At 73.9% G+C, this 23,929-nt stretch carries 16 protein-coding genes; 8 read left to right on the top strand and 8 right to left on the bottom strand.

Annotated features, from left to right (window positions below; translation table 11 throughout):
• From manA to AB0E96_RS19705, 7 genes are all read right to left on the bottom strand, one after another.
• On the bottom strand, window positions 1-592 hold a 592-nt coding region (manA, locus tag AB0E96_RS19735), incomplete at its 3' end, for a mannose-6-phosphate isomerase, class I (protein ID WP_359825223.1).
• Between the two features lie 20 nt (window positions 593-612).
• Entirely contained in the window at window positions 613-1,545 is a 933-nt protein-coding gene (locus tag AB0E96_RS19730) for an ROK family protein (RefSeq protein ID WP_359825221.1), read from the bottom strand.
• 71 nt (window positions 1,546-1,616) lie between these two features.
• Complete coding sequence (locus tag AB0E96_RS19725; protein WP_359825219.1) at window positions 1,617-4,658, bottom strand: glycoside hydrolase family 38 C-terminal domain-containing protein; 3,042 nt, start codon at window positions 4,656-4,658, stop codon at window positions 1,617-1,619.
• Window positions 4,659-4,718: 60 nt separating this feature from the next.
• Window positions 4,719-5,975: a glycosyl hydrolase gene (locus AB0E96_RS19720; protein WP_359825217.1), complete on the bottom strand. Its 1,257-nt coding sequence runs from the start codon at window positions 5,973-5,975 to the stop codon at window positions 4,719-4,721.
• 57 nt (window positions 5,976-6,032) lie between these two features.
• Window positions 6,033-6,959: a carbohydrate ABC transporter permease gene (locus AB0E96_RS19715; protein WP_359825215.1), complete on the bottom strand. Its 927-nt coding sequence runs from the start codon at window positions 6,957-6,959 to the stop codon at window positions 6,033-6,035.
• Between the two features lie 4 nt (window positions 6,960-6,963).
• Window positions 6,964-7,836: a sugar ABC transporter permease gene (locus AB0E96_RS19710; protein ID WP_359825212.1), complete on the bottom strand. Its 873-nt coding sequence runs from the start codon at window positions 7,834-7,836 to the stop codon at window positions 6,964-6,966.
• Window positions 7,837-8,072: 236 nt separating this feature from the next.
• A complete protein-coding gene (locus AB0E96_RS19705; RefSeq protein ID WP_359825210.1) occupies window positions 8,073-9,362 on the bottom strand; it encodes a sugar ABC transporter substrate-binding protein in 1,290 nt (429 codons plus the stop codon).
• Between the two features lie 188 nt (window positions 9,363-9,550).
• Between AB0E96_RS19705 and AB0E96_RS19700 the strand changes: the two genes are divergently transcribed.
• The 4 genes from AB0E96_RS19700 to AB0E96_RS19685 all read left to right on the top strand — a co-directional run bounded on the left by AB0E96_RS19700 (window position 9,551) and on the right by AB0E96_RS19685 (window position 18,390).
• On the top strand, window positions 9,551-10,693 hold the full coding sequence (locus tag AB0E96_RS19700; protein WP_359825208.1) for a LacI family DNA-binding transcriptional regulator: 1,143 nt from the start codon (window positions 9,551-9,553) through the stop codon (window positions 10,691-10,693).
• A 240-nt stretch (window positions 10,694-10,933) separates the two neighbouring features.
• Complete coding sequence (locus tag AB0E96_RS19695) at window positions 10,934-13,390, top strand: discoidin domain-containing protein (RefSeq protein WP_359825205.1); 2,457 nt, start codon at window positions 10,934-10,936, stop codon at window positions 13,388-13,390.
• 102 nt (window positions 13,391-13,492) lie between these two features.
• Window positions 13,493-17,695: an NEW3 domain-containing protein gene (locus tag AB0E96_RS19690; RefSeq protein ID WP_359825202.1), complete on the top strand. Its 4,203-nt coding sequence runs from the start codon at window positions 13,493-13,495 to the stop codon at window positions 17,693-17,695.
• Window positions 17,692-18,390: a hypothetical protein gene (locus AB0E96_RS19685; RefSeq protein WP_359825200.1), complete on the top strand. Its 699-nt coding sequence runs from the start codon at window positions 17,692-17,694 to the stop codon at window positions 18,388-18,390. Before AB0E96_RS19690 ends, AB0E96_RS19685 begins: the two co-directional genes overlap by 4 nt.
• Window positions 18,391-18,514: 124 nt before the next feature.
• Here the strand turns inward: AB0E96_RS19685 and AB0E96_RS19680 are convergent, their stop codons facing one another.
• Window positions 18,515-19,738, bottom strand: coding sequence for a serine hydrolase domain-containing protein (locus AB0E96_RS19680; protein ID WP_359825198.1), 1,224 nt, complete (start codon window positions 19,736-19,738; stop codon window positions 18,515-18,517).
• Window positions 19,739-20,147: 409 nt separating this feature from the next.
• Between AB0E96_RS19680 and AB0E96_RS19675 the strand changes: the two genes are divergently transcribed.
• The 4 genes from AB0E96_RS19675 (at window position 20,148) to AB0E96_RS19660 (ending at window position 23,529) form a co-directional block, all read left to right on the top strand.
• Complete coding sequence (locus tag AB0E96_RS19675) at window positions 20,148-20,645, top strand: TerB family tellurite resistance protein (protein WP_359825195.1); 498 nt, start codon at window positions 20,148-20,150, stop codon at window positions 20,643-20,645.
• A 276-nt stretch (window positions 20,646-20,921) separates the two neighbouring features.
• Window positions 20,922-21,968 carry an alcohol dehydrogenase catalytic domain-containing protein gene (locus AB0E96_RS19670; protein ID WP_359825193.1) on the top strand — a complete coding sequence of 349 codons (1,047 nt, stop codon included), beginning with the start codon at window positions 20,922-20,924 and terminating at the stop codon, window positions 21,966-21,968.
• A gap of 112 nt (window positions 21,969-22,080) precedes the next feature.
• Window positions 22,081-22,617: a DUF1707 domain-containing protein gene (locus tag AB0E96_RS19665; RefSeq protein WP_359825190.1), complete on the top strand. Its 537-nt coding sequence runs from the start codon at window positions 22,081-22,083 to the stop codon at window positions 22,615-22,617.
• Window positions 22,618-23,163: 546 nt separating this feature from the next.
• Window positions 23,164-23,529: a hypothetical protein gene (locus tag AB0E96_RS19660; protein ID WP_359825188.1), complete on the top strand. Its 366-nt coding sequence runs from the start codon at window positions 23,164-23,166 to the stop codon at window positions 23,527-23,529.
• The last annotated feature ends 400 nt before the right edge of the window (window positions 23,530-23,929 follow it).

Raw genomic sequence — 23,929 nt, 5'->3', positions numbered from 1 at the left:
CGAGTCCGGCGGCGTCGGCGTCCAGCCCGGCGCGCAGCAGTTCGGGCAGCACGGCCTCGGCGGGCCGGGCGCGCAGGGCGGCGGCCCAGGAGGGGAGCACCCCGAGGGCGTCCAGCAGCCGGGCGGTGGCGGCGGCCGGCCGGAATCCGCAGAGCGCCTCGAAGTCGCCGAGCGCGCAGAGGAGTTCGGGCTTGTGGCCGCGGTCCTTGAACACCCGCTCCGGCGCGTCCGGCGCCAGGCCCCGGGCCTGCTCGGCCGCGTACCCGGCCTCGGCCTGGGCACGGGTGGGGTGGACCTGGAGGGAGAGCGCCCGGTCGGCGGCCAGCACCTTGAGCAGGAAGGGCAGCGCCGGGCCGAACCGCCGTACGGTGTCCGCTCCGAGCAGGCCGTCGGGGTCGGCGTCGATCAGTTCGTCCAGCGGCCGCGGGGCGCCGTCCCCGAGGAGCAGGGACGGCGCCGACGGGTGGGCGCCCAGCCAGAGTTCGGCCTGCGGGGTGCCGTCGGGCGCGGTGCCGGTGAGCGCGGGGATCGCGGTGGGCGAGCCCCAGGCGTAGCGGCGGACGGGGTTGCGCAGGAGGGAGAACGGCGGCATGCGGGCGGCTCCGGGGAGGTTCAGCGGCAGAGCGCGGCCGCGCCGATCAGCCCGGCGTCGGTGCCGAGTTCGGCGCGGCGCACGTCCAGGCCGCGAATGTACGAGAGGGTGGCGTAGCGGTCCAGGTGGCGGGTGAGCGGGGTGAACAGCACGTCCCCGGCCAGGGCCACGCCGCCGCCGACGACGACCCGGGAGAGGTCCGTCAGGGCGGCCGTGGCGGCGATCCCGGCGGCCAGTGCCTGGGCGGCGCGGTCGAAGGAGTCGAGGGCGGTCCGGTCGCCCGCGGCGGCGGAGGCGGCGACGGCCCGGGCGGTGCGGTCGCCGTCCACCGGCTGCCAGCCCGTGGCGAGGGCCCGGCGGGCGATCGCGGTGCCGCTGGCGAGGCCCTCCAGGCAGCCGCGGGAGCCGCACGGGCAGGGCTCGCCGTCCAGGTCGACGGTGATGTGACCGAGGTGGCCGGCGTTGCCGCTGGGGCCGGGGCGCACCGCGCCGTCGAGCACCAGCCCGGCGCCGACGCCGGTCGACACGACCAGGCAGAGCGCGTTGTCGGCGCCCCGGGCGGCGCCCTGCCAGTGCTCGGCGGCGGCCATCGCCACGCCGTCCCCGGCGAGGCGGACGGGCAGTGCGCGGGCCGCCACCGCCGGGTGGGCGGAGACCGCCGCGACGAGCGGGAAGCCGCGCCAGCCGGGGATGTTGACCGGGCTGACGGTGCCGCCCGCGAGGTCGACCGGGCCGGCGCTGCCGATCCCGAGGGCCGTCACGGCGGCCCAGTCGGCCGTCCCGGCGAGCCGCTCCAGCACCCGGTGCACCACGGCGAGGACCGCGGCGCCCGGCTCGGCGGCCGGAGTGGGCAGCTGGAACCGGTGCCGCAGCCGTCCGTCGGCGTCGACCAGCGCCCCGGCGATCTTGGTGCCGCCGATGTCGAGGGCGGCGAACAGCGGGGTGACGGGCACGGCGGGCTCCAGGGGTCGAGGGGCGGGCGGCGCCCCGGCCGCGGGGGCAGGGGCGCCGAACAGCGTAGGGGTCAGGCCGTCGCCCGCAGGCGCAGGGTGACCAGCTCGAAGGGGCGCAGCGCCAGGCGCACCGCGCCGTCCTCCACCGCCACCTCGCCGCGGGTGCCGTCCCAGGGCCGCTCCAGCAGGTCGCACGGGACGGCGTCGGCCAGCGGGAAGGAGGTGGTGAGCCGGCCCCGGGCGCGGCCGCCGCCCGCCTCGTAGACCCGGACGACCAGGTCCCCGCTGCGGTCGTCGGCGAGCTTGACGGCGCTCACCACCAGGGCGTCGTTGTCCAGCTCCACCAGCGGGGCGACCCGCTCGGCGCTGCCGGTCACGGTCCGCTCCGGCAGGCCGATCCGGTAGCCCTCGCGGACGGCGTCGCCGATCGCCGCGCCCGGCACCAGGGCGTGCCGGAAGCGGTGCAGCCCCTGGTCGGTCTTCGGGTCGGGGAAGCGCGGCGCGCGCAGCAGCGAGAAGCGGACCGTGGTGGTGGTCCCGCCGTCCTCGGCGCGCACCGCGCGGGTGACGTCGTGGCCGTAGGTGGAGGCGGTGACCAGGGCGACGCCCCAGCCGGGCTCGTCGAGGTGGACGAAGCGGTGGTTGCAGGCCTCGAACTTGGCGGCGTCCCAGCTGGTGTTGGTGTGGGTGGGCCGGTAGAGGTGGCCGAACTGGGTCTCGGCGGCGTAGCGCTCGGTGTGGACGTCCAGCGGGAACGCGGCCTTGAGGAACTTCTCGGTCTCGTGCCAGTCGACCTCGGTGTCGATGTCCAGGCGCTGCTCGCCGGCCGGCAGGGTGAGGGTCTGGACGACGGTGGAGGAGCCGAAGGAGCGGGCGATCCGCACCGAGGCGCCGGCCGGGGACGATTCGGCGGTGAGCGAGTCCAGGCCGGTCAGGTCGGTGACGGTGTTGCGGTAGAACTGGTCCACGTCCCAGGCGTCCCACATGTTGGGGAAGTCGGGGTGCAGCTGGAGCAGATTGGCCCGGCTGCCGGGGGCGACGCTCTCCCGGCCGGTGGCGAGCTCGACCACCGAGACGAGCAGGCCGTCGGCGTCCACGACGGCCTCCACCAGACCGTTGCGCAGCGTGAAGCCGCCCTCGGGGCGCTCGACCGCCTCGCAGTGGCCCGCCGGTGCGGCGAGCGCGGCGGCCCCGCCGGCCGGCACCGCCGAGCGGGTGTGCGGCGCCGCGTTGAACACCAGCTCGCGCCCGCCCTCGGCCGCCCCGGCCAGCGCCTGCTGGGCCGCCCCGATCAGGCCCTCCAGCTCGCCGGCCAGCGCCGCGTACGTCGCCTCGGCCTCGCGGTGCACCCAGGCGATGGACGAGCCGGGCAGGATGTCGTGGAACTGGTGCAGCAGCACCGTCTTCCAGATCCGGTCCAGCTGCTCGTACGGGTAGGCGAAGCCGGTGCGCGAGGCGGCGGTGGCGCACCAGAGCTCGGCCTCGCGCAGCAGGTTCTCGCTGCGCCGGTTGCCCTGCTTGGTCTTGGCCTGGCTGGTCAGGGTGGCGCGGTGCAGCTCCAGGTAGAGCTCGCCGACCCAGACCGGAGGGTTCGGGTACTCGGCCTCGGCCTTGGCGAAGAACTCGGCGGGGTTCTCCCAGCGGACGGTGGCCGAGCCCTCCAGGTCCTTCATCCGGGCCGCCTTGGCGACCATCTCGCGGGTGGTGCCGCCACCGCCGTCGCCCCAGCCGGTCGGGGCGAGCGAGTGCCGGGCGACGCCCTTGTCCTTGAAGTTCTTCGCCGCGTGGGCGATCTCGCTGCCCTTCATCGAGCAGTTGTAGGTGTCCACCGGCGGGAAGTGGGTGAAGATGCGGGTCCCGTCGATGCCCTCCCAGAGGAAGGTGTGGTGCGGGAACCGGTTCACCTGGCTCCACGAGATCTTCTGGGTCAGCAGCCACTTGGAGCCCGCGTTGCGGATGATCTGCGGCAGGCCGCCGGTGAAGCCGAAGGTGTCCGGCAGCCAGGCCTCGTGGTTCTCCACCCCGAACTCGTCCAGGAAGAACCGCTTGCCGTGCACGAACTGCCGGGCCATCGCCTCCGAGCTCGGCATGTTGGTGTCGGACTCGACCCACATGCCGCCGGCCGGGACGAACCGGCCCTCGGCCACGGCCTTGCGGACCCGCGCGTACACCTCGGGGCGGTGCTCCTTGATCCAGGCGAACTGCTGGGCCTGGGACATGGTGTAGCGGAACTCCGGCTCGTCCTCCAGCAGCGCCGTCATGTTGGCGGTGGTGCGGGCCACCTTGCGGACGGTCTCGCGCAGCGGCCACAGCCAGGCGGAGTCGATGTGCGCGTGGCCGATCGCGCTGATCCGGTGCGCGGAGGGCACGGCGGGCGCGGCCAGTACCGCCGTGAGCTCGGAACGGGCCTTCCCAGCCGTGGAGTTGACGTCCTGGAGGTCGATCGCGTCGAGGCAGCGCTCGACCGCGCGCAGGATCTCCCAGCGCCGGGGGCCGTCCACCGGCAGCTCGGCCATCAGTTCGCCGAGCACCTCCAGGTCCATCACCAGTTGCCAGACCGTCTCGTCGAGGACGGCGAGGTCCATCCGGGCCAGCTTGTACTGCGGCTGCTCGCCGGCCGTCTCCTTGTCGCCCAACTCGGTGGGCAGGAAGGGGTGGTAGTCCAGGATGACGGGGTTGGAGGCGGCCTCGACGTGCAGCAGCACCTGCTCTCCGCCGGCCGCCGGGGCGGCGATCCGCACCCACTGGTTCTGCGGGTTGAGGCCCTTCACCGGGGAGCCGTCCGGGCGGTAGACCAGGCCCTCGCACTGGAAGCCGGGCATGTTGGCGTCGAAGCCGAGGTCGATCAGCGCCTCGACGGTGCGCCCGGCCCAGGCCCGCGGCACCGTGCCGGTCACGGTGATCCAGCTGGTGCCCCACGGCGCGCCCCAGGCGTCGCCCACCGCGATCGGGGTGCGCGGGGCGGCCAGGCCCTCGGCGACCGGGACGGGTTCGCCGGGCGCCGTCCAGATGCCGACCTCCAGCGGGACGGACTCGGGGTACACGGCCGGTCGGATGCGCTCGTCCAGGACGCGCTTGAGGCGGGACTCGACCAGGGTGCGGTCATCGTGCATGTCAGCGGGCTCCGTTGCGTGGCTGAGGTGGGCGGGGCGGGGGTTGCGAAGGGGGGCGGGCTAGCGGGAACGTACGTCGGCGGGGCGCACCACCTCGGTGATGCCGCGCGCGGCGAGGTGGGCGCGGTCCTCGGCGCGCTCGGCGAGCACCGCCGTCGGGCGGGCGCCGTCCTCGGCGAGGCGCATGAACGCCTCGTACACCGGTCCGCCCGGGCCGCAGACCGAGCGGTTCGGCGAGGTGAGCTCGTCGCCGGTGGCGACCACCACGGCGGTGCTGCGCGGCTTCGGCGGCTGCCAGGACCGGCGGGCCTCGGCGGCGGCCTCGGCGAGCCGGGCACCGGCCGGCTTGACGGCGCGGTCGGTGGTCAACAGCCCGAGGCTGTACTCCAGTTCGGGGAAGTCGGCGAGCGAGCGGTCCACGTCGTGCGAGCACCACCAGGTGACGCCCCACACGTCGGGGCAGTCCAGCACGGCCTCGACGGTGGCGCCGGTGAAGCGCGCCGCGTCCTCGGCGGTGATGTGCGGGGCGGGCGCGCCGACCTCCTGCAGCCAGACCGGGCGGGCCGGGTCGTCGGCCCAGGCCTTGGACAGCTCGACCAGGTACGCGGCGTGCTGCGCGGTGGCGGTGGAGTGGGCGCCGTAGCGCTGGGCGGTGCCGTTGAACACCCAGGAGTGCACGGCGGTCACGGCGCCGAGCCGGGCCGAGTGCCAGGGCGTGAACGGGTGCTCGTCCAGGTACCAGGCGGCGTCGTAGGAGGCGTGCAAGTGCAGCCCGCCGGGGGCGCCCTGCTCGCAGGCGTCGAGCATCCGGCGCAGCCAGGCCTCGGCCTCGGCGGGGGTGGCCCGGTCGGGGTCGGGGTGCGGGCCGCCGGAGAACTGGTTGATCTCGTTGCCGAGCGTCATCCCGAGGAAGTTGGGCCGCTCGCGCAGCGCGCCGGCGAGGGTCCGCAGGTAGGAGGCCTGGCCGTCGAGCACCTCGGGGTTGGTGAAGATGTTGCGCCGGTGCCAGGTCTGCGTCCAGGACGGCAGGAAGTCGAAGCTGGACAGGTGGCCCTGCAGCCCGTCCACCGCGACGTCCAGCCCGCGTTCGCCGGCCGCGTCCACCAGGGCCGTCAGCTGCTCGACGGCGCGCGGGCGGATCAGGGTGCGGTTGGGCTGGAACACCGGCCAGAGCGGGAACACCCGGACGTGGTCCAGGCCGAGGCCGGCGATGGAGTCGAAGTCTGCGCGCACGGCGTCGAGGTCGAAGTCGAGCCAGTGGTGGAACCAGCCGGCGCTGGGGGTGTAGTTGACGCCGAAGCGGGGAGCGGTGGTCATCGGGGGGGCTTCCTCAACGGGTTCGGGGCGTACGGTCGGTGGGCTTCCCTGGCCGGGCTATCCCTTGACGGCTCCCTCCTCGACGCCCTTGAAGAAGAAGCGCTGGCAGACGCCGAACACCACGACGATCGGCAGGAAGGCGATCATGGTGCCCGCCGCGATCAGCCGGGGGTTGGCGGAGAAGGTGCCGTTGAGGTACTGCAGCCCGACGGTGAGGGTGTACTTCTGGGGGTCGTTGAGCACGATCAGCGGCCACAGGAAGTCGTCCCAGGCGCCGATGAAGGTGAAGATCACGATCACGCTGAGCATGCCGCGCACGTTGGGCAGACCGATGTGCCACAGCCGCTGCCAGACGTTGGCGCCGTCGACCAGCGCCGCCTGGTCCAGCTCGGCCGGCACGGCGGCGAAGGCGGTGCGCATCAGCAGCACGTTGAGCATCGCGATCGCGCCTGGCAGGGCGACGCCGGCCAGGCTGTCGGCCAGGCCGAGGCTGCGCACCAGGACGTACTGGGAGACGATGGTGACCTCGCCGGGCAGGATCAGGGTGGCGAGGAAGAGACCGAGGACGAGCTTGGCGCCGCGGAAACGCAGCCGGGCGAGCGCGTACCCGGCCAGCGTGCAGCCGACCACGTTGCCGGTGATGCAGACCACGGCGACGATCACCGAGTTGAGCGCGTAGGTCCACACCGGGATGACCTCGGCGACCTTGCCGTAGTTGTCCAGGGTGGGCTGGTCGGGCAGGAAGCTCGGGGTGCGGGTGTAGACGTCCTCGGCGGGGCCCTTGAGCGAGGTGGACAGCTGCCACAGGAAGGGGCCGATCACCAGCAGCAGGACCAGCGCCAGGAGCAGGTAGCGAGCGGCGGTCTGCGCGGTGGAGGGGGTGTTGAAGCCGCGGGCGGGCTTCCTCTGCTTCCCGGGCTTCACGGAGTTCCCGGGCTGTGCGGAGTCCGCGGGGGCGTGGTCGGAGGTACGGACGGTGGTCATGGGCTCAGGCCGCCTTCCGGTTCAGCCGCATCAGGAACAGCATCGGGCCGAGGGTGATGACGAACAGCAGCAGGCTGAGCGCCGAGGCGTAGCCCAGGTGGCCGTTGAAGCCGCGGCTGTACATCTGGATCAGCATCACCACCGACATGTCCCGTCCGCCGGGGCCGCCCTGGCCGTTGGAGAGCACGTACAGCTCGGAGAAGACGCGCAGCGAGCTCACCGAGATCAGCGCGGAGATCAGGATCATGGTCGGGCGCACCCCGGGCAGGGTGACGTGCCAGAACCGGTGCAGCGGGCCGGCGCCGTCCACGGCCGCCGCCTCGTGCAGCTCGCGCGGGACGTTGGCGAGGGCGGAGAGGTAGATGACCATGTAGTAGCCGAGGCCCTTCCAGACGGTCAGGGCGATCGCGCTGAACAGCAGCAGCCACCGGTCGGTCAGGAAGGGGACGGGGGAGTCGGCCAGGCCGCTCTGCCCCAGCAGGCCGTTGACCAGGCCGCGGTCGTCCAGCACCCAGCCCCAGATCAGCGCGACCACGACGGCGGAGGCGATCACCGGGGTGTAGAAGGCGGTGCGGAAGAAGGTGATGCCGGGGATCTTCCGCTGCACCAGCAGGGCGAGCAGCAGCGGCAGGACGGTCAGCAGGGGCAGGCAGACCAGCATGAACACGATGCTGTTGAGCAGGGCGTCGGCGAGCTGGTCGTCGTCCAGCAGCCGGCCGTCGTTCTCCAGGCCGGTGAACTGCCCGCCGCCCAGGGGCTTGGCGTTGGTGAAGGAGAGGATCACCGTGTTGACGGCCGGCCAGAGGTTGAAGACGGCCAGCCAGAGTATCGCGGGCCCGGCGAGCAGCCAGGGGGTGAACCAGCGCCGGTGGGTCATGCCTTGCCTTCCTGGGGCCTGGGGGCGGTGCGGGTGCCTGCCGGGGGTGCGGTGAGTGGGGGCGGATGCCCGCCGCCGGAGGCGGTGGTGGGGCGGGGAGCGGCGGGCGTGGGGGAGGGCCCGCCGCTGTGCGCCGGTACGGGTGGGGCGTGGCGGGCCGTGCTGCGTCCGGTGGGGGCGTGGCGGGCCGCGCTGTGCCCCGTGGGGCGTGGCGGGCCGTGCTGTGCCCGGTGGGATCAGCCCTTGAGCAGCTTGTTGCACTGCTCGACGGCGGAGTCCAGCGCCTGCTTGGATCCGGTCTCGCCGCTGATGGCCAGCGCGAACTGCTGCTTGATGATGGTGCCCATCGCGTCGTCCACCTCGACGGGCTGGATCAGCTGGGCCTTGGCGAGCGAGGTGAAGGCGATCACCTTGGCGTCGCCCGCGTTGGTGCCGTCGCTCTTGCTGAAGAACGGGTCGTTCGCGGAGGCCTTGGTGGAGGGGAAGACGCTGGTCAGGTGGGCGAAGGCGGCCTGGTTCTCCGGGCTGGTCACCCAGCGGGCGAGGGCCACGGCGGCGGCCGGGTTCTTGGTGTTCTTCGGGATGGACAGGCCCTGGACGTACAGCGGCGGGGTGGCCATCGCGGGGGAGGGGACGACCTTCGGGGCGAGGGTCGGGTTGTCGGTGGCGAGGCTGGTGATGAAGTTGCCGCCGCCGGTGGTCCAGGCCGCGGTGCCGGAGCTGAAGAGCTTGGAGTTGCCGGCGTAGGTGTCGGTGAGCACCCCGTTCGGCATCAGGCCCTCCTTGAAGGCGTCGCGGTACTTGTCGAGCAGCGCGGCGGCCTCGGGGGTGTTGAAGGTGAAGCTCTTCCCGTCCTCGGACATGATCTTCACGCCGATGTTGTACAGGTCCCCGATGCCGGGCTTGCGGCTCATCAGGTAGGCCTGGCCGCCGGACTTCTCCTTCATCGTGCGGGCCTGGGCGATCAGCTCGTCCAGGCTCGTCGGGGGCTTCTGCGGGTCCAGGCCGTACTTGCTCAGGAGTTCCGCACTCCAGTAGTTCACATCGGTGTTGAGGTACCAGGGGTAGCCGAAGGTGCCCTGGTGGCCGTTGAACCGGTAGGCGTCCACACCGCCGGCCACGTACTCCTCGGCGAGCTTCGGGTCGGCCTTGGCGACGTCCAGCAGGACGTCCTTCTTCGCCAGCGGGAAGGCGAAGTCCGGCGGGAGGTTGACCACGTCGGGCAGGGTGCCGGCGGCGGCCTGGCTGAGCACCTTGTCGGAGTAGCCCTCGCCGGGCTGGTCGAGCCACTCGACCTCGACGCCCGGGTACTTCTTCTTGAAGCCGTCGATCACGCCCTGCATGTAGTCCGTGAACTTCGGCTTGAGCGCCCAGGTCTGGAGCGAGACCTTGCCCTTGACGTCGCCGGTGGCGGCCGCACTCGCCACCGCGTCGCTGTCCTTGGTGTCGCCGGAGCCGAGTCCGCAGCCGGTGAGGGCGGCGGCGGTGAGCGCGGTCGTGGTCAGTGCCGCCCAGATTCTTCGCATGAGGGTCTCCCGGTCCTGGGGGTGGGTGGGGGATCGTGCCGAGCTTCGGGGTGTCGTCCCGGGACCGCGGGGGTGGCCGGATCTCGGGGTTGTGTCGGATTCCGCAACCTGACTTACTAAACCGGTCTAGCTATGCCAGGGACTATGCTCCCGCCTAAACTTGGATGTCAAGAGAGGAGTCGGATTCTGTGGGCAGACCGACGATCGCCGACATCGCCCGCCAGGCCGGTGTCTCCAAGGGCGCGGTGTCCTTCGCGCTCAACGGCCGCCCGGGCGTCAGCGAGGCGACCAGGGCCCGGATCCTGCGGGTCGCCGAGGAGATGAACTGGCGCCCGCACAGCGCCGCGCGGGCCCTGGGCGGAGCCCGGTCCGACGCCGTCGGCCTGGTGATCGCCCGGCCGGCCCGCACCATCGGTGTCGAGCCGTTCTTCAGCCAACTGCTGTCCGGTCTCCAGGCGGTGCTCTCGGCCGGCTCGATCGCGCTGCACCTGATGGTGGTCGAGGACACCGCCGCCGAGATCGAGGTCTACCGGGGCTGGGCCTCCGAGCACCGGGTGGACGGCTTCATCGTGGTCGACCTCCAGGTCAGGGACCCGCGCCTGCCGGTGCTGGACGAACTGGGGCTGCCCGCGGTGGTGCTGGGCGGGCCCGGCAAGGGCGGCAACCAGCTGCGGATCTGGGCCGACGACCGGGAGGCGATGCTCTCGATCGTCGACTACCTGGCCGCCATCGGCCACCGCCGGATCGCCCACCTCGCCGGGCTGCCGCACTTCCAGCACACCCAGCGGCGGATCCGCGCGCTGCGCGACGCCTCGCGCCGGCTCGGGCTGGAGGAGGCGGTGTCGGTGCCCACCGACTTCAGCGACGCCGAGGGCGCGGCCGCCACCAGGACCCTGCTGTCCCGGGCCCGGCGGCCCACCGCGATCGTCTACGACAGTGACGTGATGGCCGTCGCCGGGCTCGGCGTGGCGGGGGAGATGGGCGTCGCCGTCCCGGGCGAGCTGTCCATCGTCTCCTTCGACGACTCGGTGCTCGCCCGGATCGTCCACCCGCCGCTGACCGCGCTCAGCCGCGACACCTTCGCGCTCGGGGAGCAGGTCGCGCGCAGCCTGCTGGAAGCGCTGGACGGCGCCGAGCCGGGGCGGGACCTCCAGATGCCCACGCCGCGGCTGACGGTGCGGGAGTCCACCTCGCCGCCGGGGGCCGGGCCGGCCGTTCCCCCGGCGGTTTCCTCCGCGGCCTCCTCGGTCTCCTCGGCGGCTTCCGCCGCGGTTTCCCGCTCCGGGGTGGATGCTGCGCACATCGTTGACAGCGGTTCTGAACCGGTTTAGCCTCGCAGCGCCGAGCGGCCACCGCTCGGCGCGCTCCGCCGCACCCGTCCGGCTCCCGCTGCCGGTCCCGCCGCTCCCACCGCCGCGCCCCTCCGTTCCCCGCCGCTCCCGCGCGCGCCGGGGGAACCCGGCGGCGGTGCCGCCCCACCCGACCCAGCACCGGCACGCCCGCATGCGGCCGGCCCCCGTCCACGACGGCGGGCCCGCCCCCACCCTCCTCCGCTCGATCGGAGCCACCGCATGTCACGACGCCTCCCCCTGCTGCTCAGCGCCGTCCTCGCGACGGCCGCCCTGACCGCCACCCCCGCGGCCCGGGCCGACCCGATACCCGCCGGGGCACCCGCCCCGGGACCCGCCGCCACCGCCGGCCCGGGCACCCAGCCCTTCGCCTCGTACTGGTACCCCAACAGCATCCTGACCTGGGACCCGGCCACCGACCCGGACGCCCGCTTCAACCGCTCCCGCGTCCCGCTCCAGCCGCGCACCAGCGACCCGGCCCTGCGGGCCAACCCCAACGCCCGCACCGGCGAAGGAAAGATCGCCTCGCTGGTCTCCTTCGGCCCCACCTCCGACAACCCCTCCCAGGGGTCCGCCGACCCGAACTACTACGCCTTCGGCTACTGGCAGTACGTCGACAAGCTGGTCTTCTGGGGCGGCTCGGCCGGCGAGGGCCTGATCCTCGCCCCCAACCCGACCGTGATCGACGCCGCCCACCGCAACGGCGTCAAGGTGTACGGCACGGTCTTCTTCCCGCCCGGCGCGTACGGCGGCCAACTCCAGTGGGTGCGCGACTTCGTCCAGAAGTCCGGCAGCCGCTACCCCGTCGCGGACAAGCTCGTCCAGGCCGCGCAGTACTACGGTTTCGACGGCTGGTTCATCAACCAGGAGACCGGCGGCGGGGACTCGGCCCTGGCCGGCGAGGTGCGCAACCTGATGCAGTACACCAAGGCGCAGAGCGGCACCGAGTTCATGTGGTACGACGCGATGACCACCTCCGGCGCGGTGAACTGGCAGAACGCCCTCACCTCCGCCAACTCGCCTTTTCTGCAAGACGGTTCGAAGCGCACCGCGGACTCGATGTTCCTGAACTTCGGCTGGTCGGCGAACGGCCTGGACTCCTCCCGGACGCTGGCCCGCCGGCTCGGCCGCAGCGAGTACGAGCTCTACACCGGCATCGACACCGAGGCCAACGGCTACAACACCGGCGTGGACTGGAACTCCCTCTTCCCGACCGGGAAGCCGCACACCACCTCGCTCGGCCTCTACCGCCCGGAGTGGACCTGGAAGTCCGCCACCGACCGCGCCGACTTCTACGCCAGGGACGCCCGCTACTGGGTCGGCGCGAACAACGACCCCTCCCGGATCGACCTCTCGGCGAGCTGGCCCGGCCTGGCCGGCTACGTCGCCGAGTCCTCGCCGATCACCGCCAAGCCCTTCGTCACCACCTTCGGCACCGGGCAGGGCGACTTCTACAACGCGGCCGGCACCCGGGTCGCCACCGGCGGCTGGAACAACCTCTCGCTCCAGGACGTCCCGCCCACCTACCGTTGGGTCGTCGAGTCGGCCGGCAGCAGGCTCACCCCGTCCGTCGACTTCACCGACGCCTACCAGGGCGGCTCCTCGCTGCGGCTGAGCGGAAAGCTGGACGCTGCCAACACGGTGCGGCTGTACCAGACGAAGCTCGCGGTCGCCGCGAACACCAAGCTGGACGTGGTGGTCAAGACCCCGGCCGCCGGTCCCACCAGGCTCAAGGCCGCGCTCTCCTTCACCGACGCCCCGGGCAGCTTCACCACGATCGACGTCGGCCCCGCCTCCGGCACCGGCTGGGAGCGGCACACCCTCGACCTCTCCCCGTACGCGGGCCGCACCGTCGCCCAGATCGCCCTGCGGGTCGAGGGCAGCGACCCGGCCTACGACCTGCGCGTCGGCCAGATCGCCCTCTACGACGGCTCGGTGGAGACCCCGGCGGCACCGGCCGGCCTCACCGTCCTCGGCGCGAGCGACGTGACGCCCGGCTCCAGCCAGTCGCTGCGGCTGTCCTGGACGGCGGCGCCCGGCGGCAACGTGCACCACTACGAGGTCTACCGGCGCAACGCGGACGGCAGCCGCACCTTCCTCGGCGCCACCCCCAACGACGCGTACTTCGTCGGGCGGCTCGACCGGGCGGGCGGCGAGAACGCCACCACGGTGGACGTCGAGGCGGTGTCCACCACCTACGGGCGCTCCACCGCCGCCTCCACCACCGTGAGTTGGACCGGCACCCCGCCGACCTCCACCAACCTGGCGCTGAACCGCCCGGCCACCGCCTCCGGCCAGTGCAACGCCGACGAGGGCCCGGCCAAGGCCGTCAACGGCAGCGTCGGCGGCGGGACGAGCGACAAGTGGTGCACCCTGAGCGCCGCCAAGTGGCTCGAAGTGGACCTCGGTTCGGCGAAGCAGCTGTCGAAGTTCGTGGTCAAGCACGCCGCGGCCGGCGGCGAGAGCGCCTCCTACAACACCCGCGACTTCACCATCCAGGTCCGGTCGGGCACGGGCGACCCCTGGACCACCGTCGTCGACGTCACCGGCAACACGGCCGGCACGACGAGCCACCCGGTGAACACCACCGCCCGCTACGTCCGGCTGGTGGTCGACACGCCCGCCCAGACCACCGATCCGGCCGCCCGCGTCTACGAGTTCGAGGCCTGGGGCGCGTAGCCCGACGAGCCGGGGCCCGGGCCCCGGGCCCGCCGCGCGCAGCCCGAGGAACGGGCCCGAGCCCCGCCGCGCCACCCGCCGTGCCAGAGGAAAGGAACCCCCGTGCCGGTCACCATCACCGCCGTCGAGAGCACCGACCTGTTCGTCGGCCCCGAGGACGCCCCGCGCCAAGTGCTGCGGGTGCGGCTGGAGGGCCCGGCCGCCCGGATCACCGTCCGCGGCCCGGGCGTCCGCGGCGAGGCGACCGGCACGGGGCCGGTCGACGTCCCGCTGGAGATCGACGGGGCCTCTCCCGGGGACGAACTGCCCGTCACCGTCAGCGCCGAGGGCGCGACCGCTGACGCCCTCCTGGAGGTCGCCGAGCCCGGCTGGACGATGTTCATGGTCTCCCACTTCCACTACGACCCGGTCTGGTGGAACACCCAGGCCGCCTACACCTCCCCCTGGGAGCTGCTCTCCGCCGACGCCACCACCCGGCCGCTGTGGGAGCGCAACGGCTTCGCCCTCGTCGACGCGCACCTGGACCTCGCCCTGCGGGACCCGGTGTACAAGTTCGTGCTCGCCGAAGTCGACTACCTGAAGCCCTACTTCGACCAGCACCCGGAGCGCCGCGAGACCCTGCGGCAGCTGCTGGACCGCGGCCAGGTCGAACTCGTCGGCGGCACCTACAACGAGCCGAACACCAACCTCACCGGCGCCGAGACCACCATCCGCAACATCGTCCACGGCATCGGCTACCAGCGGGACATCCTCGGCGGCGACCCCCGGACGGCCTGGCAGCTCGACGTGTTCGGGCACGACCCGCAGTTCCCCGGCCACCTCGCCGCGGCCGGCCTCACCGGCAGCGCCTGGGCGCGCGGCCCGTTCCACCAGTGGGGCCCGATCCAGAAGAACTTCCGCGAGGCCAAGGACGACGCCCGGGTGATGCAGTTCCCGAGCGAGTTCGAGTGGATCGCCCCCGGCGGCGAGGGCGTCCTCACCCACTACATGCCGCACCACTACTCGGCCGGCTGGTGGATGGACTCCTCGGCCGACCTCGCCACCGCCGAACAGGCCGTCCACGAGCTCTACCGCAAGCTCAAGCCGGTCGGCGCGACGAAGAACCTGCTGCTGCCGGTGGGGACGGACTACACCCCGCCGAACAAGTGGGTCACCGAGATCCACCGCTCCTGGGCCGCCAAGTACCTCTGGCCCCGGTTCGTCTGCGCCACCCCGCGCGACTTCCTCGACGCCGTCCGCGCCGAACTCGCCGCCACCGGTCGCCGGCCCAGCCCGCAGACCCGCGACATGAACCCGGTGTACACCGGAAAGGACGTGTCGTACATCGACACCAAGCAGGCCCAACGCGCCGGTGAGGTCGCGGCCGTGGACGCGGAGAAGCTCGCCACGCTCGCCTCCGTGCACGGCCTCGGCCGCTACCCGACCGCCGCGCTGGACAAGGTCTGGCGCCAACTCGCCTACGGCGCGCACCACGACGCGATCACCGGCTCCGAGTCCGACCAGGTGTACCTGGACCTCCTCGGCGGCTGGCGGGAGGCCTACGACCTCGCCTCCGGCGTGCGGGACGCGGCACTGGACGCGCTCTGCGCACAGATCTCCACGACGGGCGCGGGCCGGGCCCTCGTGGTGACCAACACGCTCTCCTTCGACCGGACCGGCCTCGTCGCGGTCGAACTGCCCGACGGCGAACGGTCGGTGCGGGTGCTGGACGACCGGGGCGAGCCGGTGCCCAGCGCCGTCGACCGGGGAACGCTGCGCTTCCTGGCCGCCGACGTGCCGGCGCTCGGCTGGCGCACCTGGCGGCTGGTGGACGGCGTCGCGGAGCGGCCGTGGACGGCCGCCGACGGTTTCACGATCGAGGGCGAGCGGTACCGGGTCACCGCCGACCCGGCCCGCGGCGGCGGCCTCACCTCCGTCCACGACCTGCTGAACGGAAGGGAGTTGATCCAGGACGGCCGGATCGGCAACGAGCTGCGGGTGTACGAGGAGTACCCGCAGCACCCCGACTTCGGCGAGGGTCCGTGGCACCTGGTGCCCAGCGGCCCGGTGGTCGGCTCCGGAACCGGCGGGGCGGCGGTCCGCCGGGAGACCGGGCCGCTCGGTGAGCGCCTGGTGATCGAGGGCACCGTCGACTCCGTCCGCTACGAGCAGACCGTCACGCTCTGGCGCGGCGTGGACCGGGTGGACTGCCGCACCCGGGTGCTGGACTACTCCGGCGCCGACCGGCTGCTGCGGCTGCGCTTCCCGGTGGACGTCCCCGGTGGGCTGCCGGTCAGCGAGGTCGCGGGCGCGGTCGTCGGACGCGGCTTCGCGATGCCGGACGTGGACGCGGCGGAGGCGCCGTGGACCCTCGACAACCCGGCCAACACCTGGTTCGGGCTCGGCGCCACCGCGCGCGTCGACCTCACCGACCCCACGGGTGCGGCCCTCGGCTCGCGTGCCCTCGGTGTGGCCGAGGTCGTCGTCCCCGCCCTGGACGACGCGGCCGACGCCCGTCCGCTGGTCGTCGCACTCGCCCGGGTCGGGGTCACCGCCACCACCTCGGGGGCGGACTGGGCGCGGTACGGCTGGCTGGACGTGGACTCCAACCTGCCGGACTTCCGGGTCGTGGTCGGAGGGCCGGAAGTCAACGAGGCCGCACGGGAGTTGCTCGCCTCGGCAGGGGCGGAGCACGCCGCCGTCCTGAAGGAGCGGGGCGCGGTGTGGGTGCCCGCCCTGACCCCGCTCGCCGAGGTCTGGCGCCCGGACGCCGACCTGCGCGACCTGCGGGCCCTGCCCGCCCTCGTCGTCACCGACGTGGCGGCGCTGGTCGACGACCTGGCCGACGCGCGTGTCACCGCCGTCTGCCCGTCGGCCGTCCCCTCGTCGGCCGTCCCCCCGTCGGAGCAACTCGCCGACCACACCGTGGCGTTGCTGAGCTTCGGCCTGCCCGGCTTCGCGGTCGACGCCACCGGCGCGCTGAACCTGTCCCTGATGCGCTCCTGCACCGGCTGGCCCTCGGGCGTCTGGATCGACCCGCCCCGGCGCACCCTGCCCGACGGGGCGTCCTTCCAACTCCAGCACTGGACGCATGAGTTCGACTACGCCCTGGTGGCCGGTGACGGCGACTGGCGGGACCAGGCACTGCCCGCCCAGGGGCAGGAGTTCAACCACCCGCTGTACGCCCGGATCACCCCGGCGCAGGAGGGGCCGCTGCCGGCCGCGCTGTCCTGGCTGCGGGTCGAGCCGCAGCGCGAGGTGCTGCTGGGGACGCTCAAGCCGGCCGGCAACCCGATCGCCCAGGGCTCGGCGGCTCCGGTCGGCCCCGAACTCACCGTCCGGCTGGTCGAGTCGACCGGCCTCGGACGGTCGGCGCGGCTCAGCGGCGCCCTCGGGCTCGACTCCTTCCGGGCTGCCGACCTGCTGGAACGCCCGCTCCCCGCCGATGAGCCGGCCCTCGACCTCGCCGGTTCACGGATCGCCACCCTGCTCGCGACCCCGGCCGTCACCGCTTCGCCGGGCGAGGCGGAACTCGGCCCGACGGCGGAGGTCGCCCAGCCCGTCCACGCCCGCTACTGGCTCCACAACCGGGGCCCCGCACCACTGGGCTACCTGCCGGTGTCCGTCGGCGCCTCGCCCGGCCTGCTGCGCACGGCGGGCGAGCCGGTGGAGCTCTCGGTCGCCCTCTCCTCCCAGCTGCGGGACACCGCCGTCGAGGGCACCGCCGTGGTGCTGCCGCCCGAGGGCTGGGCGACCAGCCTCGGCAGCCGCCCGTACCGGCTCGAAGCCGGAGCGCACCTGCGCTTCCCGGTCACCCTCACCCCGCCGGCCGGAACCGAGCCCGGGCTGTACTTCGCGGCCGTCCGGATCGAGCACGACGGGCAGCGGATCGAGGACGTGGTGACCGTCGCCGTCGGCGACCTGCCCGGCCTCCTTCCCGTCCCCGGTGACGCCCCCGAGGACTGGACGATCGCCCAGGGCACCAAGGCCGGCACCGGCCGCGACACCGGCCTGGACGTCGAGGTCGCGCAGGAGACCCTGCGAATCGCCCCCGGCGGCCGGGCCGCCCTCGCCGTCACCCTGACCAACCGCACCCGGGGCGAGATCCGCGGCGAGCTGCAGCTGGTCTCCCCGTGGGGTACCTGGGAGGCCGTCGCCGACCCGCTGCGCGGCTTCACCGTCCCCGCCGGTGGTGCGCTGGTGGTCGAATTCCCCATCACCGTCCCCGAATCCGCCGACCCCGGCTCGTCCTGGGCCCTCGCCAAGGTGATGTGGTTCGGCCGCTGCCAGTACGCCCCGACCGTGGCCCTGGTGGTGGAGGCATGACCGCGCTCGGACTGCTCGACGGACGCCCGGTCCCCAGGACGGCCCTCGACCACCGCCTCGCCGCCCTCCGCGCCGGCCCGCGCGCCACCGCCCTTCCACGGCCCGGCAGTTCGGAGGACCGCCAGCTCACCCGCTGGGTCGCCCAGGTGCTGCTGACCGAGGCCCTGTGCGAGGCGGTGGCCGCCGAACGCGACCTGCCCGCCGACCCTGACGGCCCCGCCCGACTCGACCACCGGGCCGCCGTCGAACTCGGCTCGATCACCGCGGCCGCCTACGAGGGCAACCCGGCCGTCCGCGCCGTCTACGCGTCGGTGACGGCCGACACCGAGCCCTCACCCGCCGATGTCGCCCACTACCGCACCATGACCACCCGCCCGGCGGTCGAACGCTGGCACCTCGCCCTCCCCGACGGCGCGCTGGAGGCCGGCCCCGACACTCTCCCCGTCGCCCTCGCCGAGGCCCTCCGCGCGGCGCCGCCGGGCGAGTGGGTCACCGCCGGCCCCTGGACAGCCGCCCTCCTCGCCACCACGACGACTCCTGCGGACGACGACCCCACCCCCGCCCTGCGGGACGCCGCCCGCCGAGCGGCCTTCGTCCGCTGGCTCGACCATGAACGTTCCCAACGCCTCACCCTGGTAGAGGGGTTGGAGCACCCCGGAGACCCCGCCCAACCCGACAACCACCACCGCCACTGAGCGGCCGACCCCCGCCCGCCGCGCTCACCCCGAGCACGGCGGGCGCGGGCCTGCCGACGGACGACCGACCGGACACATCGCCGCCCGGGCCTCGGCCGCCGGGAGCGTTGCGGCCGGGCCGGCGTCAGGCGGGCCGGCCGGCGCAGGCCGCGGCGGTGACCAGGTCGGTGAAGGCGGCTTCGGAGGCGTGCATCCCGGCGGGGTCGTACGGGTTGCGGGAGAGGACGACCTGGCGGCGCCCGGTGTCGTCGCTGAGCATGATGCTGCTGTAGCCGATGCTGTCGCCGCGGTGGCCCCAGAAGTCCCCGCACGGGGTGGGCGTGCGCTCAAGGCCGAGGCCGTAGTCGGCGCCGCGGCCGAGGCCGGTGGTGTGCTTCATCTCGGCGAGCTCGGCGGGCCCGAGCAGCCGCCCTCCGAGCAGTGCGGACAGGAAGGCGGCCAGGTCGGCGGTGGTGGAGATGCCGGTGCCGGACGGACCGGCGACGCTCGGGTCGAACAGCGTGATGTCCACCGGGCCGCCGGGCAGGGGGGTGTAGGCGTGGGTGTGACGGCCGGGGACGGTGGGGTCGTTCTCCGGCAGGGTGGTCCCGTTCAGGCCGAGGGGCCGGATGATCCGGCGGTCGACCTCCTGCTGCCAGCTGCGGCCGGTGGTCTTCTCGACGACCATGCCGAGCAGGATGTAGCCGGTGTTGGAGTAATGCCAGTCCTGGCCCGGCGGGAAGTACCCGGGGTGGCTCTCGGCGACGGCGACGAGTTCCGCCTTCGTCCACGACTTCCAGCGGTCGGTGCTGAGCCAGGTCCGGAACGAGGCCTCGTCGGCGTAGGCGAAGGCCGGGTCCGAGGTGTAGTTGTAGATGCCGCTGGTGTGGTTGAGCAGTTGGCGGACGCTGATGCCGGCGCCGCCGCGCACGACGCCGGGAAGGTGCCGCTCGACGGGGTCGTCCAGGCCGATCCGGTGTTCCGCGACGAGTTGGAGGACGACGGTCGCCACGAAGGTCTTGACGGCGCTGCCGATCCGGAAGCGGTCGCGGGCCGCGGCGGGCTCGCCGGTGGTGAGGTCGGCGGTGCCGGCCGCGCCCTTCCACAGGGTGCGGCCGTCCTCGCTGACCCGGCCGATCGCGGCGGTGGCACCGCCCGGCGCCACCACGGCGCGCAGTCCGGCGTCCAGCGCGGTCCGGTCGACCCGACGCCCCGTGGCCGCCGCCGCGTCGCCGGTGCTCCCACCGCGGGCGCTCCCACCGCCGGCGTCCCGCGCGCTCGCGGCCGGGATCACCCCGGCCACCAGACCCGCTCCCGCCAGCACGACCGCCGCCACCCGAACGGCTCTGCTCGTCGACGTCCTCACCATGGCAACCTCCATGATCTCCACCGGAAGTCGTCCTCAACTTCCGTTCGTGGTCTGGTGGTTGAAACCATCCCAGCGTTCCGGTGGCGGATCGTCGGACTCTGGGCCGACCTCGCCTCCCCACCAGGTCGTAGCCGTCCGGCCGAACGGCTACGACCTGCGCACGGGCCCGACCCCGACGGCCCCCGGAGGCTGGGCCCCGGCGCCCTCCGGGGTGCGCCCGCCCACCTGTGCGGCAGCGCCCGGGGCCGGCCCGGTCGGGGTGGTTCCGGCTTCCGGCCGGAGCCCCATCGCCTGACGGAGTGAACCTGCCCGGGATCAGCCGCCCACGCACCGCGGGAGCGCAGAGGATCGAGTGCCGTGAGCCGGACGCCGTCGGAGGCCGGACCGGCCGGAATCGGGAGGACACGACGTGGACCCAGCGGAACTGCTGCCGATGAGCGACCTGTGCCAGGAGCTGTACGGCCTGTCGGGCGCCACCCGGGAGGCCTTCCTCAACTACGGCAAGGCCCTGATGGTGATCGCCGGAGCCGACGGCGAGGTCAGCGCGCCGGAACTCGACTGGCTGCTCGACCACCAGCGGCGGATGGGCGCGCCGGAGGACGTCATCCAGGCCTACCGGGAGTTCGACTTCCGCACGGCCGACCTCAACGACCTGCTCCCGGCCATCCGCACCGACGTGGAGACCTGGCAGGCCGCCCCGCACCTCGTCTACCACGCCATCAAGATGTCCGGCGCGGACGGTGTCTACGCGGCGGAGGAACGGGCCCAGGTCCTCCGGGCGGCCCGGCTGATGGGCGTGCCCGACGACATCGTGCTGTCCCTGCACGCCCTGGTGGACATGGAGCAGGCGGTGCACGACCTGCGCGCCGCGCTCTTCCACGTCAGCAGCGCGACCGACGCCGGCTGATGCGGGCTGATGCGGGCTGACGCGGGCCGACGCGGGCGTGCACCGACCGGCGGATGTGGGGAGCGGCCGGCGGATGCGGGCGCCGACGGGGGCGGGCCGGTGCCGCGAGGGCTGCCGCGGCGCGGCAGCCTCGGACCGGCGGTGCGAGGACAAACGGCGGCGGACGTACCAAGCTGGTGGGGGAGCGGCGGGCGCGGTCCCGCCACCGCCCCGTGCAGAAGTCCGCAGCCGGAAGAGGTCCGTACCCGGCAGTCGTCCGTACAGAAGGGTTCCGCCATGGCAGCCACTTCGTCCCCGTCCTCCGGCGGTCCGCAGCGCGCCGTGCGGATCGCCGCCCCGGGCGCGGCGCCCGAGCTGGAGGAGGTCCCGGCCCGCGAGCCGGGGCCGGGGGAGGTGCGGATCGCCGTGGAGGCGTGCGGCGTCTGCCACTCGGACCTGCTGATCGCCGGCGGTGCCCTGCCGGGCACGACCTTCCCGGTCACCCCCGGTCACGAGATCGCCGGCCGCATCGACGCCCTCGGCGAGGGGGTGGACGGCTGGAAGGCCGGCGACCGGGTCGCGGTCGGCTGGTACGGCGGAAGCTGCGGGCGCTGCGACGCCTGCCGGTCGGGTGACGGCATCCACTGCCCCGAGCTGCGGGTGCCCGGCGCGGCCTACCCGGGCGGCTACGCCGACAGCGTCGTCGTCCCCGCCATGGCCCTGGCCGCGATCCCCGACGAGCTGACCGCCGCCGAGGCCGCCCCGCTGGCCTGCGCCGGGATCACCGTCTTCAACGCCCTGCGCCGTTCGGCCGCCGGGCCCGGTGACACCGTCGCCGTCCTGGGGCTGGGCGGGTTGGGCCATCTGGGGGTCCAGTTCGCCCGCGCGATGGGTTTCCGTACCGTGGCCATCGCCCGCGGCGCGGAGAAGGAGCCGCTGGCGCGCGAGCTCGGCGCCGAGCACTACGTCGACAGCACCGCCGTCGACGTCGCCCAGGCCCTGCGGGCGCTCGGCGGGGCCAAGGTGGTCCTGTCGACCGTCACCAACGCCGACGCCATGTCCGCGACCGTCGACGGGATCGGCCGGCGCGGCGAACTCGTCGTCATCGGCGTCTCCGTCGACGCGCTGGCGATCAGCCCGTTGCAACTGATCACCAACGACCGTCGGGTCTACGGCCACTCCTCGGGCACTGCCGTGGACACCGAGGACACCCTGCGCTTCGCGGCCCGCACCGGCGTGCGGGCGTGGATCGAGGAAGTGCCGCTGGAGGAGACCGCCGCCGCGGTGGCCAGGATGGCGAGCGGCCGGGCCCGCTTCCGCATGGTCGTCACCACCGGCCGCTGACGGCCCTCCGCCGACTGCCGGCCGCCAACTGCCGACTGCCGAAACGTCTTCCGCCGGAGGGCAGTTCCTGCCGCGCCGTGACCCGTCCCCGGAGCGCCGTTAGAGTGAGGCAATGACCGCCGCGCCGCAAGAGTCACCGATCACCGACGCCGAACGCGACGAGGCCGTCGCACGCCTGCAGGAGGCGTTCACCGAAGGGCTCCTCTCCGCCGAGGAGATGGACGACCGCCTCCACGGGGTGCTCACCGCGAAGACGCGCGCCGACCTCGCACCGTCCCTGGCCTCGCTCCCCGAGCCCGCCCCGGACACCGTCCCCACCATCGCCGCCGTCGGCGGGCGGCTGGTGCGCCGGGGCGCGTGGCGGGTTCCGCGCAGCTTCAAGGTGATGTCCGCCTTCGGCCGGGTGCGCCTGGACCTGTCGAAGGCGGTCATCGAACACCCGGTGATCGAGATCGAGTTGGGGCTCGGTACGGGCAGTGCCAGGATCACCGTCCCGCACGGGGCCGTCGTCGACATCGACGGCTTCCAGGGCGGCTGGAAGGACGTGCGCTACACCCCGCCCCGCCGCGCCTCCGCGGGCACCCCGACGATCCGGATCACCGGGACCTCGGGCCTCGGCCGGCTGAAGATCCGGCACGCCCGGTTCTGAGGCCCACCACCGTACGAGGGCGGCCCCGGGAGACGGGCCCTCGCACTACGCCGAGGGGAGCGCCCCCTCCTCCGTGGACAGTACGCGGCGCCGGGCCGCGAGCGCTTCTTCATCGACACCGGTCGCCGCACCCCCAGCGCCACCGCAGTCCGCGCTGCGCCACCCGCGTCCGCGTCGCCGCCCGCCGGGGGCGGAAGGAGGAGCGGCCCTGAGCCCCGACCGGCATGTGTTCGGGTGCTCCGACCGACGGCCGGCCCGGGACCCCCGCTGTCGAACTCCGGGCCGGGGCTCGCGCGCGCGGGCGACCGCCGGGCCCCGCCTCCGCGGTGCTGGGTGTGTCCCTGGGGCGGCGGTGCCGCCCCGGTGCCCCCGGTGAGGGGTGTCAACGCCCCAGCCCCACTCCGCCGTTGACGAAGCTCGTTCGGTCGGGTCACGCTCGTCGGACCGCCGGGGCGGGCGGCCCGACGAGCCGCGTGTGTCGCATGCCGCACGCCGCATGCCGCACCGGCCCGGATGTCCACTGCGCACCCGTATGGAGGTACCGCCATGTCCAAGCGCCGTCTCGCCGTCCCCGGAGCCGCCGTCGCCGCTCTGACCCTCGCCGCCCTCTTCCTCCCGGCCGTCGGCGCCCAGGCCGCGCCGCCCGCCGACTCCTGCACCAACAACTGGAGCATCGACTCCGGTGAGGGCTACGCGAACGGGAAGTGGTGCAACTACGACACCAAGGTCGTCGGCACGGTGCACGACACCAAGGCGGACGGCCGCTGTCCCTACGTGCGCGGCAGGCTCTCCAACGGCGGCTACGCCGACAGCGACTGGGCCGGCGGCAAGGGCAAGTCCCGCGCCATCACCCTCCGCGCCCCCTCGGGCGCCCGCTTCACCGGCCTCAGCATGCAGTACATCAGCTGCTGACACCGGACGGCACCCGCTGGGCGTCGACCACGGGCGGGCCCCGGCCGGAGGCCTCGTCGGGGCTTCCTCTGGGCCGGTGGTACACCGTCAGAACCAGGCGCCCGGAGGCCTCTCCTCCTCCGCGCCGAGACCCTTCCGGGCCGCGCGTGATGCCCTGGGCGGTGTGCACGGTCGAGCGCCGTCCGGGTCGCCTCCAGGGTGCCCGGGCGGCTCCCTCCCGGGCTGCGCCACCCGTGGCGGCGTCACCGAGGACGGCCGGGCCGCCGATGTCGCGGTGACCGCCACCGTGTCCGCCGACGTCGGGCCCGCCTCCGAGGTGGAGCAGTACGAGCGCATCGAGCTCGCCGCCGTACCGTCGGCCGAGGTCGCCGGCCGCGTCGTCAACGACCTCGTCCACCTG

It is taken from the genome of Kitasatospora sp. NPDC036755 (assembly GCF_040636595.1).
Classification (GTDB): Bacteria; Actinomycetota; Actinomycetes; order Streptomycetales; family Streptomycetaceae; genus Kitasatospora.
This window is presented reverse-complemented; position numbering and strand designations above follow the sequence as displayed.

What these genes read in the sequence shown, in the direction of transcription:
- AB0E96_RS19705 (WP_359825210.1), bottom strand. Translation starts at nt 9,362, where the DNA reads ATGCGAAGAATCTGGGCGGCACTGACCACGACCGCGCTCACCGCCGCC.
- AB0E96_RS19660 (WP_359825188.1), top strand. Translation starts at nt 23,164, where the DNA reads ATGTCCAAGCGCCGTCTCGCCGTCCCCGGAGCCGCCGTCGCCGCTCTG.
- AB0E96_RS19695 (WP_359825205.1), top strand. Translation starts at nt 10,934, where the DNA reads ATGTCACGACGCCTCCCCCTGCTGCTCAGCGCCGTCCTCGCGACGGCC.
- AB0E96_RS19725 (WP_359825219.1), bottom strand. Translation starts at nt 4,658, where the DNA reads ATGCACGATGACCGCACCCTGGTCGAGTCCCGCCTCAAGCGCGTCCTG.
- AB0E96_RS19665 (WP_359825190.1), top strand. Translation starts at nt 22,081, where the DNA reads ATGACCGCCGCGCCGCAAGAGTCACCGATCACCGACGCCGAACGCGAC.
- AB0E96_RS19720 (WP_359825217.1), bottom strand. Translation starts at nt 5,975, where the DNA reads ATGACCACCGCTCCCCGCTTCGGCGTCAACTACACCCCCAGCGCCGGC.
- AB0E96_RS19685 (WP_359825200.1), top strand. Translation starts at nt 17,692, where the DNA reads ATGACCGCGCTCGGACTGCTCGACGGACGCCCGGTCCCCAGGACGGCC.
- AB0E96_RS19715 (WP_359825215.1), bottom strand. Translation starts at nt 6,959, where the DNA reads ATGACCACCGTCCGTACCTCCGACCACGCCCCCGCGGACTCCGCACAG.
- AB0E96_RS19670 (WP_359825193.1), top strand. Translation starts at nt 20,922, where the DNA reads ATGGCAGCCACTTCGTCCCCGTCCTCCGGCGGTCCGCAGCGCGCCGTG.
- AB0E96_RS19680 (WP_359825198.1), bottom strand. Translation starts at nt 19,738, where the DNA reads ATGGTGAGGACGTCGACGAGCAGAGCCGTTCGGGTGGCGGCGGTCGTG.
- AB0E96_RS19710 (WP_359825212.1), bottom strand. Translation starts at nt 7,836, where the DNA reads ATGACCCACCGGCGCTGGTTCACCCCCTGGCTGCTCGCCGGGCCCGCG.